Source organism: Gordonia effusa NBRC 100432, assembly GCF_000241305.1.
In the GTDB taxonomy this organism is placed as follows: Bacteria; Actinomycetota; Actinomycetes; order Mycobacteriales; family Mycobacteriaceae; genus Gordonia; species Gordonia effusa.
The window spans coordinates 107,952-122,771 of the sequence record NZ_BAEH01000096.1; the positions used below are offsets into that span (position 1 = coordinate 107,952).

9 protein-coding genes are annotated in these 14,820 nt (G+C 64.9%); all 9 read left to right on the forward strand.

Annotated elements, in window-relative coordinates; translation table 11 throughout:
- Positions 1–4: 4 nt before the first annotated feature.
- Positions 5–3,685, forward strand: a complete 3,681-nt coding sequence (locus GOEFS_RS17290; RefSeq protein WP_007319235.1) for a tubulin-like doman-containing protein — start codon at positions 5–7, stop codon at positions 3,683–3,685.
- A complete protein-coding gene (locus tag GOEFS_RS17295; RefSeq protein ID WP_007319236.1) occupies positions 3,685–6,396 on the forward strand; it encodes a hypothetical protein in 2,712 nt (903 codons plus the stop codon). The genes GOEFS_RS17290 and GOEFS_RS17295 overlap by 1 nt, the downstream gene beginning before the upstream one ends.
- Positions 6,397–6,399: 3 nt before the next feature.
- On the forward strand, positions 6,400–8,805 hold the full coding sequence (locus GOEFS_RS17300) for a SaeA-related protein (RefSeq protein ID WP_007319237.1): 2,406 nt from the start codon (positions 6,400–6,402) through the stop codon (positions 8,803–8,805).
- A gap of 1 nt (position 8,806) precedes the next feature.
- Positions 8,807–11,479 (forward strand): GAP1-N2 domain-containing protein, encoded by a 2,673-nt coding sequence (locus GOEFS_RS22605; RefSeq protein ID WP_007319238.1) that lies wholly within the window; start codon positions 8,807–8,809, stop codon positions 11,477–11,479.
- Between the two features lie 49 nt (positions 11,480–11,528).
- Positions 11,529–12,557: a hypothetical protein gene (locus GOEFS_RS22610; RefSeq protein ID WP_007319239.1), complete on the forward strand. Its 1,029-nt coding sequence runs from the start codon at positions 11,529–11,531 to the stop codon at positions 12,555–12,557.
- On the forward strand, positions 12,554–13,675 hold the full coding sequence (locus GOEFS_RS17315; protein ID WP_007319240.1) for a hypothetical protein: 1,122 nt from the start codon (positions 12,554–12,556) through the stop codon (positions 13,673–13,675). Before GOEFS_RS22610 ends, GOEFS_RS17315 begins: the two co-directional genes overlap by 4 nt.
- A complete protein-coding gene (locus GOEFS_RS17320) occupies positions 13,675–14,196 on the forward strand; it encodes a TerD family protein (protein WP_007319241.1) in 522 nt (173 codons plus the stop codon). The genes GOEFS_RS17315 and GOEFS_RS17320 overlap by 1 nt, the downstream gene beginning before the upstream one ends.
- A 179-nt stretch (positions 14,197–14,375) precedes the next feature.
- Positions 14,376–14,597 (forward strand): translation initiation factor IF-1, encoded by a 222-nt coding sequence (infA, locus tag GOEFS_RS17325; protein ID WP_003418601.1) that lies wholly within the window; start codon positions 14,376–14,378, stop codon positions 14,595–14,597.
- A gap of 98 nt (positions 14,598–14,695) precedes the next feature.
- Positions 14,696–14,809: a 50S ribosomal protein L36 gene (rpmJ, locus tag GOEFS_RS17330; protein ID WP_005207978.1), complete on the forward strand. Its 114-nt coding sequence runs from the start codon at positions 14,696–14,698 to the stop codon at positions 14,807–14,809.
- Positions 14,810–14,820 lie beyond the last annotated feature (11 nt).

Sequence of the window (14,820 nt, forward strand, 5' to 3'; positions counted from 1 at the left end):
ATCTATGAAACGATTTCTGATTGTCGGTTGCGGTGGTTCCGGTGGTGCCACGCTCGCCTACATGATGGATCAACTCCGATCCGACCTCGCCGCGCATGGGATCAATCGTTTGCCGGCTGGCTGGCAGTTCGTGCACCTCGACGTCCCGACGTCGCCTTCACCGGTCGAAGGCGTCGGCAGTGTCCGCGATCAGGGTGGCGTCTACGTGGGTACCGGTCCGGAGAGCGATAGCTACAAGGTGCTCGACAACGCGCTCAGCCAACGGCTCGCCGCCAATTCCGCGCTCGACACCATCGCGACCTGGGCGCCACGCGAGCCGGAGACTGTCTACACGCCGCTGTCCACCGGCGCGGGGCAGTATCGCGCCCTCGGCCGGATGATCACCTTGAGTCGGCTCACGACGGTGCGCAAAGCTCTGCAACAGGCGTGGGACGAGCTGTATCTCAACTCCACCGATACCGAGATGCGGTCGTTGTCGATCCCCGGTGCCGGCTCGTACAACGCCGAGGATCAGCCGATCGTGCTGGTGGTGTCGTCGATGGCAGGTGGTGCGGGCGCATCGATGGCACTCGATGTGTGCCGCATACTCACGCTGGTGTCGGGCGTCGACCCCAAATTGATGGGTGTGTTCATGGTGACGCCGGATATCTTCGAGTCGTTGCCCGATTCCGCGGTGACCGGCACCCGCGCCAACGCGCTCGCGATGCTCGGTGAGATCGTTGCCAGTCAAACCGGCTCGGCGCGCGCGACCGATGTTGCCCTGCTGCGTGCCCTCGGCCACGAAAATGGTCAGGGCGAACGTATTCCGTTCGCGCGCGTATTTCCGGTCGGACGGTACGTCGGCGCTCAACGCACGGTGTTCGGCGACGGTACTCCCGGCGCTGTCTACCGCGGGCTGGGTCGTGGTCTGTCCGGCTTGGTGCTGTCGGGACCGGCGACCCAGCAGTTCGTAGAATGGGATCTGACCAACGCGGTCGGCGACCAGGGCTCACTGGAATATCTCGGTTGGGGTAACCAGCAATGGAACAACATCCCTTGGGGTACTTTCGGTTTCGCGAGCCTGTCGATGGGCCGCGATCGCTATGCCGAATACGCCGCCCAACGCCTGGCGCGCTCGTCGGTGGATAAGCTCTTACACGGGCACCTGCAGCGCGGTAATGAGGCATCAGACGAGGAGCAGGTTAACGCCATCCTCGATAACCAATGGGCCAATATCTGTGGGGCACTGGGACTTCCGGTGGTAAACGACCTTTCGGCCCGGCCCGATCCGCAGGGTGGGCCGGTGGGAGTCTCGGCGGGTATCGGCCCGTGGCTGGCGTCGACGGTATTGCCGGGCAATCTGGTTGCCAACCACGCGGTGACTATCCTTAACTCCGCGGTGCGTCCCTATTTGGATCAGACGCCGGGAGTCAACGGTGAGCAGTGGGTTGCCCGCGTTCACCAGGTGCTGGGCGAGCGGCGGCAGACGCTGATCGAGGGTGCGAATAACGCTGCCTACGGGGTGGCCTATCACTGGCATCTGAACTTCGCCGAAGCTCTCGAATTGGCGACGTCTCGGGCCATCGCGACACAGGGACTGCCCTACGCCACCGGTCTGGTCAAACGCGTCGCGCGGACCTTGCAGGACGTGATTCTGCCTGCGACCCAAGACCTTTCCAACTTCGGCCCGCGTGATATCGCCGAACTTCCCGGACATGTGCAGATGGCGCTGTCGTCACTCAAGGGCACCCTCGCGAATCCGGCGCAGCCCGCCGAGACGGTCCTCGACGGTGCGCGCGAAACCGTTGAACGTCAGATCTACGCGGCGTTATCGCACCACGTTTCCATCGCGGTCGGTGCGATGATCAACGAGATCTTCGAACCATTGGTCGATGCGCTCAACGAGTCGCAAACCATCCTGCGCCAGGCGGCGTCGTCGACCCGGCGCGAAGTTGGGTTGGCCCTGCTGCAGACAACCGAATACGCGGCCTGGCCCGCCGATCGTGACGATTTGGTCGCCGAGCGGTTCGCCGAGGCCGATAACGAGGTAATGCTCACTCGCTCAGCGGATTTCAAACAGCGTTACGAACTAGACCTACCCATGTCGGTTGGCGCGGTCAACCCTGACCCGCGCTATTTCGGTGAGGGAGTGGCGCGGGCGTCGGCACATGTCATCACCGGCGAATGGTCGACGGTCGCCGGTCTGCGTGCCCCCGCCGAGGAACGTGCGGTCGTCGAACGCACCACCACGTGGCTCTCGCGTGGGTTCCCGCGTCATCCGGATACCGGTGATGGCCTGATCACCACACGCGCGACCTACGACGTCCACGTCCGCCCGGCCGAATTGCTCGACCGCGCACGGAGATTCATCGCGCGGCCCGGTGAGTCCTTCGATCGGTTCTGCTCGGTGTCGTTGCGGGAGTACGTGATCGGCGCGGGAAGTGGGGGAGGCGGAGCCTATGCCGGCGGCACCGATGTCCCCGAATCCGAACTGGCGCAGCGTCGTACCGACATCGCGTTGCGATTCCGAGAGGCGATCAACCTGGCCCGCCCGTTGGCCAGTGTCAACGAGAACGCGATGCAAGCCATCCACGGCGTTTCGGAAATGGTGTACCGATACAAGTTCTCCGCGGTGCCCTTCCAAGGTCTGAGCGTCGCGCCGGAGATGGAAGCCGCACTGGCACAACAGTCTCGGGTGGACCGCAAGAGTGCGGACGCATTGCGCAATGCACTGACCGACGAGGCGAAGATCAAGCGGATCGATATTTTTGGGTCATACCCCAACTATTCCCCGCTCGCTTACGATTCGGTGGTCGAACCCGCGTCGCGGCAATGGCTCGCGGCGTCGGCAGGCCAGCGTAAGGCGTTCTGGACGATGCGCCGCTCACGTCCGCTGGAAGCGAGCCTGCCGATGCACCAGACCGAACGTCGGGCGATGGTGGCCGGCTGGGTTCTCGGTCGTGCGGTCGGCCGAATCCAGGTGCCCGAAGCGCCCTTCACACAAGCCGCGCATGTCTGGGATGACGAAGCGCGGCAATGGATCGCGTTCCCCAATCCACTGCTCACGCCGCCGTCGGAATTTCTCGCCGATTACGACTGGTTGCCAGCTGTGCTGGAGTCGGTCTTGCTGGCAATGGCGCAATCGCACCAACCACCGGCGATGGCGTCGATGAAGCCCTATCGGGCGTTACGCCGAATCTATGACACCGGTAAGGAAAACGAGGCATCCGGACTCGATCTGATCGCCGCGTCACTCGTCATGGCTAACTGGTTGCGTGACGGAGAGACCCGGACCGGTGTGGCATCGGTGATCACCGAAACCGGCCCCGAGGTCACCATTGACCATCGAGCGGAGCGGTTACGCGGCTATCTGGAGGAGTACCGGGGCTTTGTCGGCCATCACTACATGAAGCCGGGCGAGGGTGCCGGCCCGGGTAGTGCGGGAGCCGTCGGCGGCGGCATCTTCTCCGTCGTGTCGGTGCGCCAACAGGCTTCCAAGACACCGCTGTTCCGTGACTTGGCCCCAGACGTGTATTGGGCCGCAACACAATTGATTGAGATGATCGATGCCGCTCGCGCGGCGGCGCATCGACCGCCGACCGTTTCGGCGAACGGGCCGCAAGCGCCGATAGACAATTCTGGTCCGAGTTACGAAGTGCCGCAAATGGATTCGACTTTCGAAGCGCCGAAGGGCGGGAACTTCTGATGACGTCGCTGACCGTATTCCTCGCGCCGTCCGGTGTCGCTGACGGGGTGTACGCCGCACTGTCGGACCTGTCGGCAGCCGGATTGGTCGGTCCGTTCGCCTGGATCGGGCCCGAAGCGGAGAAGTCGGTCGAGTCGGTCGTGCTGGTTGAGGGCGGGCGGGCGACGGATGTCGCGCTGGCCGCACTGGTGTCCTCGCGGGTGACGACGGTGCTTCGGGTCTGCACCCTGGTGCCGGTGCCGTCTGTGTCGGACCGGGGAGTCGGTCAACTGTCGATCGCGGCGACCACTCGCGCGGCCGAAGTCCTCGCCTCTACCACCGGCGCCCGGCAGGTGGTGCGGGTCCGTATTCTGCTGGCACGGTCCGGCGGAATCGCCGGTGACACAACGTCTCTCGCGATCGACGGCTGGCACAATATCGTGCTCTCACCCGAGGATGCCCGCAGTCCCGACTTCGGCAGGGTGCAACTGCCGCCCAACCCGTCCGATGCTGACGCCGGTCGCTACGCGGCGCCGGTCATCGCCGGACTCACCGGTCTGTGGAATGACGTCGCGCATACACCACTTGACGCCGCGCCGGTGTTGCCCGGTCAGGTCGTCCGGCTGGCCCGGTCGTTCTACCGCAAGCTGGAGACCGGCGCGGTCGAGGGCGCACTCCGCGCCGAGGTGTTGACCCAGGACGGCACCCTTCCGTTACCCAGCGATCAACGCTCGCAGGTCATTTATGTCAACGACGTCGGCCTGGCCACCGCCACGATGGCGGATTCGTTGTGGCGCAAGCATTCCGGGGTGTTACGCGGACCGCGCTTGCCCTACGACGCCGCCCCGCCGGAGCGAGTGGGCGCGTGGCAAGTGTTGAAGATGTTCTTCGGTTTCCTCTGGGCGTCGATCAAGAACGCACCGGGTGCCTGGTACCGGACGGTGGCCGAGGGAGTTTCGGACAGTATCGCGCTGGGGGTCCAGCGGGCGGTGTTCGAAGGCGCACCAGCCGCATACGAAGTGGTGGTGCGTGGTCGTACCGCCAACGGCGAATACGCCGGTTGGGCCGACATCGGCGCGGCGTCGGGCCAACTGTCGGGCGCCCTGGACCAAACGGAGAATATCCACGACGGCGGCGCCGACCTGTCGGGTCTCTGGCAGGACTACACGCGCGCCGCGCTAACCCTCGCCGACGCGGGTACGCGTACGTCGGATCTGCCGCCGATCCAAGTGGGGCCAGCCCGTGCGATCATCGGCACCGCCGACGACCTAGTTCCGGGCCCGGCAAGCCGATTCACCGCGATTCCCGGTGTTATCGCGGCGGCGGTGCAAAGCGACGGCGTCGATGCCACCGATCCGCTGGGCATCCGTGACTTGCGCCAACGATTGTCCGACCACGAACGCACCTCCGATCAAGGACTTTCGGCGCGGGCGGTGCTAACCGACCTCAACGAGTGGGAGCGACGGACCTCGCGCAGTTTCGGTGTCGCGGTCGGCAGCCGATTGGCCGGTGCCTTCGGCAATTGCTATGGCGAGGTACAGCAACTTCTGGAACGACTGCGCAACGCACAGCAGCCACCCGAGCCACGCGACTCGAATATGAAATTGGCCCGCATCATCCAGGCGACCTTGGTGGCGTTGCTGCTTGTCACCGCGCTATCGGTCTACTTGGTGGTGGAGAATGTCGTGACCTGGTGGGTCGCGCTCATTGTCATCGTCCTGCTGTTCGCGGTCTGGTTCGGCTCGTGCGCAGTGATGTTCATCCGAACTCAACGCCATATGTTTGCCATGCTCCATCAACGGCGTTCGGTAATAGGCGAATTCGAGGTCGACAAACAGAATCTCCGATCCGCGCTACGTGACCTGCGCCGCCTGTCGCAGGCGTATGGACAGTTCCTCTCCTGGAGTCGGGTGTTGGGCAGTTTCCTGTCCGCGCCGCTCGGCCCGGATCATTTCCAGCAGACGCAGTCGTTGCAGATCGATTGGGGGCTGCCGATGTCGACCGGCGTGGGTTCGGCGCAGCCGTCGCCCGACGACGTCACCAATGCGGCCGGCTATCTGCGGCGCGAACTGTTTCACCTCGGCTGGCTGAGTTCGTCCTGGGACAACTTGGTGCTGTCATCGATTCCGCCGATCCCGGGAAGTCGTGCTGCCGGCGGCGGTGCGGAAATGTCGCCGGTGTGGGCAGACCGGGGCCGGGGGACCGGCTCGTCGCTGGATCGTTGGTCGACTGATCTCTTCCGCGGAGCGGTCACCTCCACCGGAGCTGAACTGGTCTGGCAACGTGCCGTCGCGAGCCTTGGCGGGTCGATGTCGGAGTTGGTGCCCAGACTGGTCGGGTCGGTGAAAGTGGCCGGCGGACCGGTGGTGCCGTTGCCGGAATTCCTGGTCAACCTCGACCGCGACGTGCAACCGTCGGGCACGTTCGACCGGACGATGCTCACCGACTTCGCGGTGACTAACTCGGCTGCCAACGTTGCCGTCGACGTGCGCAGTCGCGCACTCACCGGGCTCGGCCGTGTTTGTGTTGCCACTCAACTCAGCGACGCGATGCCACTCGACGCGTTGGCCAACGCCGATACCCGTACCGACATCGGTTGGAACGAGACCACGCCGACCTGGACCAGCGAAGCCAGTGCCCCGAATGCCGCGGGCCCGGGCGGCGTGACCTCAGATCGCGGCGATGTCGATCCGTTCCGGGCTCCCGATCTGGGCAACGGGTTTGGGTTCTGATCGATGGCCGCAACCGCCGAGGATCTACTCGCCGCGCTGACACTCTGGGCGCAGCGGGAGCAGGCGCAGTCTGATCGACCAGTGCCGGCTGCCGACCAGTTGGTGACTATTTCCCGCGCGCCCGACACCTGGGCATCCGGGCCGATTTCCGAGGTGGCCGAGGTATGGGCACCGACAATCGATCACCTACTGCGGCAGGTCAGACTCGGCGTCCGCCCAGCGGTGGCCGCCGCCCAACTGCCCGATGCGCTGCATACGCCAATCCGAATCCCGCCGCCCGCACGCCATGCGGCGACCACAGCCGTGACCACACCGCAAAAGCAGCCCGATGAAGCGCAACCGACCACGAAGCCCAGTGTGGCTGCCCCGGACGACCGAGCGGCCGTGGTCGCCGCATTGATCGAGTGGCGTGGCCGGTTGATCGCCGAGGGTGCCGAAGGCGCGGACGCGATCAAAGACGTCACACTGCGCAATCTGGTGAAATACCGCCAGACCACCGAAGACCAGATTCGGATGAAACTCCCCGGTTCGGCCGCCGGGCTGGCCGCGGATTTGGCCCGTGTCTTCGCCGACCTTGGCGTGGTGACGCAGCAATCCCCGGAAGCCCAACCGTCGGAAGCCCAACCGCCGCAACCAGATCCACCGAAATCCGGATCGCCGCAGCCGGTGGTACTCAGCGGCACCACGCCCTCGTCGCCGACTAGCACCGTCGACGCCGATCGGCTCGACCTGACACACGCCGACTTCGTCGCCTACGACTTCTCGCCCGCCGAGGTGACCCCCGGTGGCATCGGCATAGCCGCCACGACCGGCGGCGTATCCCTTAGTTGGGACCCGTGGCCGGTTTCTCCGGGACAGACGGTGATCTACCGCGTCGTCTCGGCCGACGATCAGCCGCCGTACAAACCGGAGGCCGGCGACCTGGTCACGGTGACGACCGCGCATGCCTGCGCGGATCAGCGATTCATGGTGTCGGCGGTACGTGCCTATCAAGTGTGGGTGCATGTCGGCCCCAACGCCGGAGCGGCCTGCGCCGCGCAGCCGGTGATGTGGGCGCAGGGGTCGGAGATCAGCCCGGTCGATAATATGACGCTCACCGAGGACGAGGGACGTGTCATCGGTCAGTGGTCGGTGTTCCCGGGCACCAAAGCCGTTCGCGTGTACCGGATTCCGTTGGAAGGCGGTGGCACGCCAGGTGATGATCCGCGATTCCAGATCGCCGCGGGCGACGACAATCTGACGGGGTTCGTCGACGCCGATGTGCCGCGCGGTCGTCGGTACCTGTACCGCGCGCTGGCCGAAGTCCAGGTGAATGGTTCTCTGCGACTTTCTCGCCGCAGGCAACAAGAGATACTGGTGTCGGTACGACTGACACCGATCGAAGACCTGTCGATCACCATCAGCGACACCAACGCGCAATTCGATTTGACCTGGTCGACACCCGACACCGGCGTCGTGCATATCTACCGATTCAACAAGCAGCCGCCGGCCGGTCTCGAACGTGAAGATCTCGATGCCGCAGCGCTCGAACTGCAGGGTTTTAGCGAGCAGACTCGAATCAAGCAACCGATCAGCGCACTCGACGCCAGGACATCGCAGATGGTCGGGGTGCCGTGGCCGCAGGGTTGGGACCGTGCGTATTTGACGCCGGTGACAGTGTCGGCAGGCCGCGTCCGGATTGGCGCCACCCGCGTGCAGGCGCGACCGCTGCCGCCGGTCCGATCGCCGCGACTGATCGAGCGATTCCACACCGAGTTGATCACCTTCGGCTGGCCGGCCGGTGCTGCGAGCGTCTTTGCCTATATCGGCTATGGCAACGCGACCGTCGAGCAGAACACCTCGGGCACACCGTATTCGGAGGTGAGTTTCTCGGCTCACCAGCGCGATGGCGCGCTGAGTTTCAACCGCCATCTGCCGCCGAACGGTTGCACGATTTATCTTGTCCCCGTTGCCTATTCGGCCGGCGAGGAGATTCGCGGTGACGTCACCACACTCGACTACGCCGGTCTCTCACGGTGCGACTACACCTTCGCGGCGATCCCCGGGACACGACCGGGCCAAATCATGGTGCGGCTTTATCTCCAGGCCGAAGCCGACATCGACGATCCGCCAGCGTTGGTCCTGGTACACAACCGCGATCGCCTGCCGCTGGATGTGACCGACGGTCGGAGTCTGAGTTTTCACAATCGGGGTGCCGTTGTGCCACATTGTCGGCTCGACCGGATCGGGCGCGGCGTAAACACCACCGACTGGCTGGTCGATCTGACTGGGATCGAAGGCTATATCCGGCTGTTTCTGAGTGAGAACGATCGGCGGCGACCGATCGCACTCAAAGATCCGTCGATGAATCTGCTGTGGCTCCCGCCGGCGCCGCCGCCGGGTCCCGTCGCTCCGGCGCCCGGGTACTGACATGGCAGCACCGCGAACCATCGCGCTCGACAAGTCCACCGCGGCGCGGTACGCGCAATTGACCTATACATCCTTCGATAACGGCACCGGACGCGGCGGATGGCAGGTCAAGCAACAAATCGGCGATCTCGACGCCGCCGAGGCGCAGCTCCTCACATCGCGGATAGTGACCAGATTCGACCTGGTACCGGTGATGCCCGACTTTCCGACACCGGAACAGACCGCCGCCCGGCCCGCGCGATTGAGCTATGCCGCTGTGCCCGCTCTCGGCCACACCGGAATCGCCGCCGCTGCCTACTGGCATACCGTCGATGCCGGGCGGGACGCGTCGGGACGTCCCGGCAATGTCTTCGCGCATGTGCTGCTCGACCGTGACCCGAGCGCGGCCAGCCCGGTACGGCCGATCGAGCTGTGGCGATCGGTTGGGTGGTTACGGCCCTACGGCGTGCCCGAGGTCGCCGCGGCCGAGTTGACCAGTGAATACCCGCCGGTCGCCAACCCGGCGATGTCAGCCGCCTCGATTGTCGACTTCTTGTTAGCCCATCACGTCGACCGGCAGAGTGTGTTCCGGGTGATGCTCGATGCTGTCGCCGGCGCGTTGGCTGGTGGCCCGGCTCTGGTGTTGCTCACCGACGATCATGACGAGGCGGCATCGTGGATCGCTGCCCTTAGCCATTTCATGTCCCCTTGTGCGGCACGACGATTGGCGTTCAGCACCCATGACGGCCCGGAGGCCGCGGTCGAAGCGGTGGAACTGGGGTTTCACGTCGTCGTGGTGCCGCGCGCCCGGATCGAGGCGAAGTGGGAAGTGCCGGGCGCGGTGATCGTCGATGTCGCCGAGCAACCCAACCTGGGTGACTTCACGCGGGGCCTGGCACATCGGGTGGCGCGCGCGAGTATCGCGGTAACACCGTGGTCGGCACTGGCCGAGGGGGTACTGTCCGACGACGAGGTCGCGGGGGTGGTGCTGGCTCGTCAGGACGAGATAGCGGCCGAACTCGGTGACACCGGTGCTATCCCGGCATGGTCGTTGGCTCTGGCCGCCATTGGAGCCCCCGACCTCGCTGAGTTCGCGACCGAGGCTCAGCGCATCATCGCCGACGGGGGAACCGACCAGACCGCCTCGGTACCGTGGGCGAGCGAATTGGTCGCACAGGCACAGGAGCGATTTCCGCTGACGGCGGCCGAAGCGCTCGATCGGTTGCGGACCGCGGTGTCGGGAGCCGAGCCGGATACCGGCGCAGCCGCGCGGCGGCTACTGCGAGCGATACTCGACGACTCGTCATGGCTCGCCGAGCAGACGGTCCACGATGTACCCATCGTCGGAACGCTGATCTTCGATGCGGATATCGTCAAAGCATTCGATCGTCGATGTGCGGCATTGCGAGACCGCGCATCCGCTGACGGAGTGGTCGTCGAAGCGTTGCGACTGGCCGAACTCGTCGAGCGGCTGACCGCTCCCGACGACGCCGCCTTGCCGACGGTTCGCGCCGAATTGCTCTCGGTGATCAACCTGACCGGGGTTGGATTCCTTTGGGACGCAACGGGATGGGTGTCGTCGGCTGAAGCCGCGGCACTCTCTGTCGACGTTCGGGCGAGATTCGTGCGGCCGTTCGTGGCGCAGGAGCCGGCCACCTCCATCGCGACGTTGGCGGCACTGCCCGCGCGGTGGCTTTTCGCGGTGCCCACCGAAGCGGGCCCGCGATTCGAGTTGCCGGCCAACCCTACCGAGTACGACCACTATCTGTTCCCGCTTGTCGTGCGCACGGTGCTGGCATATCCCCGCTGGACTATTCCGGCCGACGTGCGCCGGTTCTACGTTCTCGATGCGGTGAGACTCGCCGTCGACTGCGCGCGGTTCGATGACGCGTCCTGTCGCGAACTCGTTGCGGCACTTGTTGATTCAGAGGTGCCCGACGCTAACGAACTGATCGCGCTGTCCAACGCGCACCCGAGTCGGGTCCCACCCGCGGTGCTGGCGACGATGGTGTTTCACGGGGCCGGTGACGACGGGCTGTTCCGCACCGTCGTCGATGCCTCCGACGCCGACGCCACCCTGATCGCCGCGGCGAGTCTGCGCGGCTGGTATCGCAGTGGCCGCGTGCCGCCAGCCGCGGATTGGGTACACGATGTCGAAGTGCTTGGAGCCGGTGACAACCACGCGTGGGTGGCGAGCGCGGCAGCCGATCTGGTGGCCATGTTGGCTGCCGGGTCGGTAGTGGCGACGCAGGGCGGTTCGACGGTATGCGCCCCGGCGTCGACCTTCCTGCGCGCGCTCAGTGGCCGGATTCCCGCGTTGACCACACAGGTCGCCGAGTTGACCCGGGCAAGCGCGGATGCCGGTCAATTGGATATGAATTGGGTTGCGGCGCAATCTTTCCTGCGAAGTATGCGGTTGCCGCACACCGTGACGGTATTCGACAATCCCGTATTCACCGGACGACGGTGGGAGGACGCGGTGTTACGTGAGGCGATCGATGCGGGTACCTACCGCGGACCGCGAACTGCCGCCGAACTGCGCGACACCGTGTGGCCGACGATCTCGACAACGTCGGCCGATGCCGCCGAACGTTTCTTCGCCGGCTACCGGGAGGCGGCGCGTACCTGGCTCGCCGCGCTCGGGCTGTCTGGTGAGCACCCGGGCCGCCGCCGGAATCGAGACGATTATCAGTGACCGACAACCGAATGACCGATCCGCGACCGACCCATCTGAAGGAGACGTGATGGCTACCTACATTCTCGACGGCAAGGCGTCGGCGAGTCTGCCGCGTCGCCCGTTGACGGTCACCATGTCGACGTCGGGCAGTAGCGGCACCGCCAGTGCCCGGCTGGCCGCGCGCCGCCGGACCGGCGACCACGAGCCAACGGCGATTATGCATTCGGCCGCGATGCTCATCCTGCCGAGGGTCGATGACGAGGTGGTGGTCGTCGCGGTTCCCGACGGCGGTCGATCCCGATTCGACGACGGCACCACGTTGCATGTCTCGATCGGGCCCGATAGCGGCGTCGGATACGACGTTGATTTGGCCCAGCTCACTCCGCGGGATGTCTCCGGACTCAGTTTCATCGAATTGGCCACTGTCGCGCCCGCCGGTGCGGACACACTGCTGGTGACCACGCGTCTAGCGATTCCGGACGCACCCTTGTCGCCGCTGGGAGCGCAGGCGCGGGTCGCGTGTCGAGGCGTGCTGCGCGTGGATCAAATGCACGAGTCGGCGACCCGCCAGGTGGTGTGCGTCGTGGATACCTCACTCTCGATGGCCGCGTCCGTTGTCTCTGGTGATGTCGCGGCGGCCGGTGATATCGTCGCGGGCCTGGCCGCGGTCGTGTCCGGATCGTCCGGTGTTGACCTGGTCATCGCTGGCGCCGAGCCGCAGCGACGTCGGGTCGAGGGGGCCGAGCTGGGTGGCGCGTTGAGCGTGATTCCGCCCGCGGGTTTCGGTGTAGGGGCCGATCTCGTTGCCGCACTTGGTGATCCAGTGGAACCGACGCTGACTGTGGTGATTACCGACGATGCCGGCGCGGCACTCCTCGCCGGCTCGATGGCTCAGGCGTCAACGTCGTCCCGCAACTTGATCACGGCCATTGTCCTGTCGGATTCGGTGTCGGCACGGCGTCGAGCGGGGTTCGTCGGTGCGGTCGTCCCGCCGGGACGTGGCGACCGTCGGGCCGAACTGGCTGCCGCACCCGAGCGGGTGCGGCAGATCGTCGCCGACGTAATCGGTCCGTTCTTCGGTGGTGATTTGCCGTGACGAAATGCCCACGGTGTTTCAACTATCTGCCACCCGACGAGTTCGCCTGGGTGGATACCACCTCGCCGGCTCAACGAATAGATCCGGTGGCGTCGCGATACGCGGGGCATGACATTCGCGGCGGTGAGGTCCACACCGGACAGGCGCCGGGAAGTGATGCGGGATATGTCGAAGTTTGTCCGACATGTCATTACGAATTGCCACTCAACTGGCGGCTTGGGGTGGCTACGTGCGTGACGATGGCGGGTGCGCGCTACACCGGCAAGACCGTCTTCATCGCGGTGCTGATCAAACAATTGCAAAAACACGCCGAATTGCTCGGACGCGAAGTAGTGCCGGCCAACGACCAAACCTATCGCCGCTACCGCGACGAATACGAGGGGCCGCTCTTCGATCAGCGCGGCATCGTTCAGCCGACTCCGCGCGCGTCGCTGGCCGGGAGTTATCAGCATGAACCGCTGATCTTCAATCTCGGTCTCTGGGGCGATGTGCGCCGCTTCCTGGTGATTCGCGATGTCGCCGGAGAGGACCTGGAAAGCGCCGACATCGGCGGGCCACCATGGCAATTCTTCTCCCTCGCCGACGCGGTCATCTTCCTCTTCGACCCGATGCGGGTCAGTGAGATCGCCGATCAACTGCGTGACCTGGTACCCGAATCGGCGCAAGTCGGCGGCGACCCGCGTGAGGTGTTGCGCACGGTGATGCGGCTGATCGGTCACGGAAACCCCAAACTCGCCGTCGTGCTGTCGAAATTCGATGCGCTGCAAGCACTTTCGGGGGTGAGTAGCAGTCGGTGGGCGCGGATGATGTCGCATCCGGGAGCCGCCTTTAATCGCGATCCCGGATTATTGGGGCACGCCTACGACGACGAAGACGGGTTGCTCCTCAATGCCGAGGTGCAAAGTCTGCTGCAACGGCTCGACGCCGGTCCGCTGTTGACTCGCGTCGAGAATTACATGACGGGACATCAGTACGAGCACCGCTTCTTCGCAGTCTCGGCGCTCGGCGAGACACCCGAGGGAGAGAAGTTGCATCGCAGTGGCATCTCACCGTTCCGGTGCGCGGATCCGGTTCGCTGGGTATTCGCTGCCGACAATGTTCTCCAGGATGTGCGCTGATGAGTGCGATGGATCCGCCGGCAACGGTGACGTCGGTGACGTTCGGCATCGGGTGGGATGGAGTATCGGCGGGCGGGCGCGCCGGCCTCGACCTCGATCTGTCTGCCTTCGCTCTCGACGCCGCCGGCGCGATCGTGTCCGACCAGCATTTCGTCTTTTTCAACAACGCGATGTCGCCCGAACGGGCGATTGTGCACGCCGGCCTACCGTCGGCGCAGTTCCAGGAGACGATGACGGTGCACACCGGACAACTGGGGTCGTCGGTGCGGCGGGTCGTCGTCGGGGTGACCGCGTACAACGGCGAAGGCAATTTCGGACGATTCAGCGGTGGCCATATCGCGGTATCCGACTCCGTGGGCGGGCAACTAGCCGATTACGACCTCTACTTGCATATGGCCGGAGCACTGGCAGTCGCTTACGGCGAGGTGTACCGAGACGGCGGGGGATGGCGATTCCGCGCGCTCGGCGAGCGATTCGACAGTCTCGGGGCGATGGCCGCGACGTACGGAGTGAACGTCTGAGGTCATTTGGACCAACTGCGCACGTGGCGTAGGATTGATCGTTGGTGCGCGCAGCGTGCCGGTTTTCGCGCGTGCGTAGGCAGTCGCGATCGTCGGTGGCCGCGCGCATCCACAGTAACGAACACCCAGTAATTGGCTACCACAACGCACGACGTCGTGGGGCCGGGATCGCGGAGGATATGGCGAAGAAAGACGGGGCCATCGAGGTCGAGGGACGCGTAGTCGAACCTCTGCCCAATGCGATGTTCCGCATTGAGCTAGAGAACGGCCACAAGGTTCTCGCCCACATCAGCGGGAAGATGCGGCAGCACTACATCCGCATCCTGCCTGAGGATCGGGTCGTCGTTGAGTTGTCGCCGTACGACTTGAGCCGCGGTCGGATCGTTTACCGCTACAAGTAGTTTTTCGACTTCCTGGCGTCCGCCAGGGGCAACAAAGAAATCTCGTCGTTTGGCACGGTCGTGTCATGGCGTCGAGTGGGACAACAGGAGAAGCTGACGTGAAGGTCCAGCCGAGCGTCAAGCCGATCTGTGAGAAGTGCAAGGTGATTCGCCGTAACGGTCGGGTCATGGTGATCTGCGAGAACCTGCGTCACAAGCAGCGTCAGGGCTGATCAGCGCCTTT

What these genes read in the sequence shown, in the direction of transcription:
- GOEFS_RS17300 (WP_007319237.1), top strand. Translation starts at nt 6,400, where the DNA reads ATGGCCGCAACCGCCGAGGATCTACTCGCCGCGCTGACACTCTGGGCG.
- GOEFS_RS17290 (WP_007319235.1), top strand. Translation starts at nt 5, where the DNA reads ATGAAACGATTTCTGATTGTCGGTTGCGGTGGTTCCGGTGGTGCCACG.
- GOEFS_RS22605 (WP_007319238.1), top strand. Translation starts at nt 8,807, where the DNA reads ATGGCAGCACCGCGAACCATCGCGCTCGACAAGTCCACCGCGGCGCGG.
- GOEFS_RS17320 (WP_007319241.1), top strand. Translation starts at nt 13,675, where the DNA reads ATGAGTGCGATGGATCCGCCGGCAACGGTGACGTCGGTGACGTTCGGC.
- infA (WP_003418601.1), top strand. Translation starts at nt 14,376, where the DNA reads ATGGCGAAGAAAGACGGGGCCATCGAGGTCGAGGGACGCGTAGTCGAA.
- GOEFS_RS17295 (WP_007319236.1), top strand. Translation starts at nt 3,685, where the DNA reads ATGACGTCGCTGACCGTATTCCTCGCGCCGTCCGGTGTCGCTGACGGG.
- GOEFS_RS22610 (WP_007319239.1), top strand. Translation starts at nt 11,529, where the DNA reads ATGGCTACCTACATTCTCGACGGCAAGGCGTCGGCGAGTCTGCCGCGT.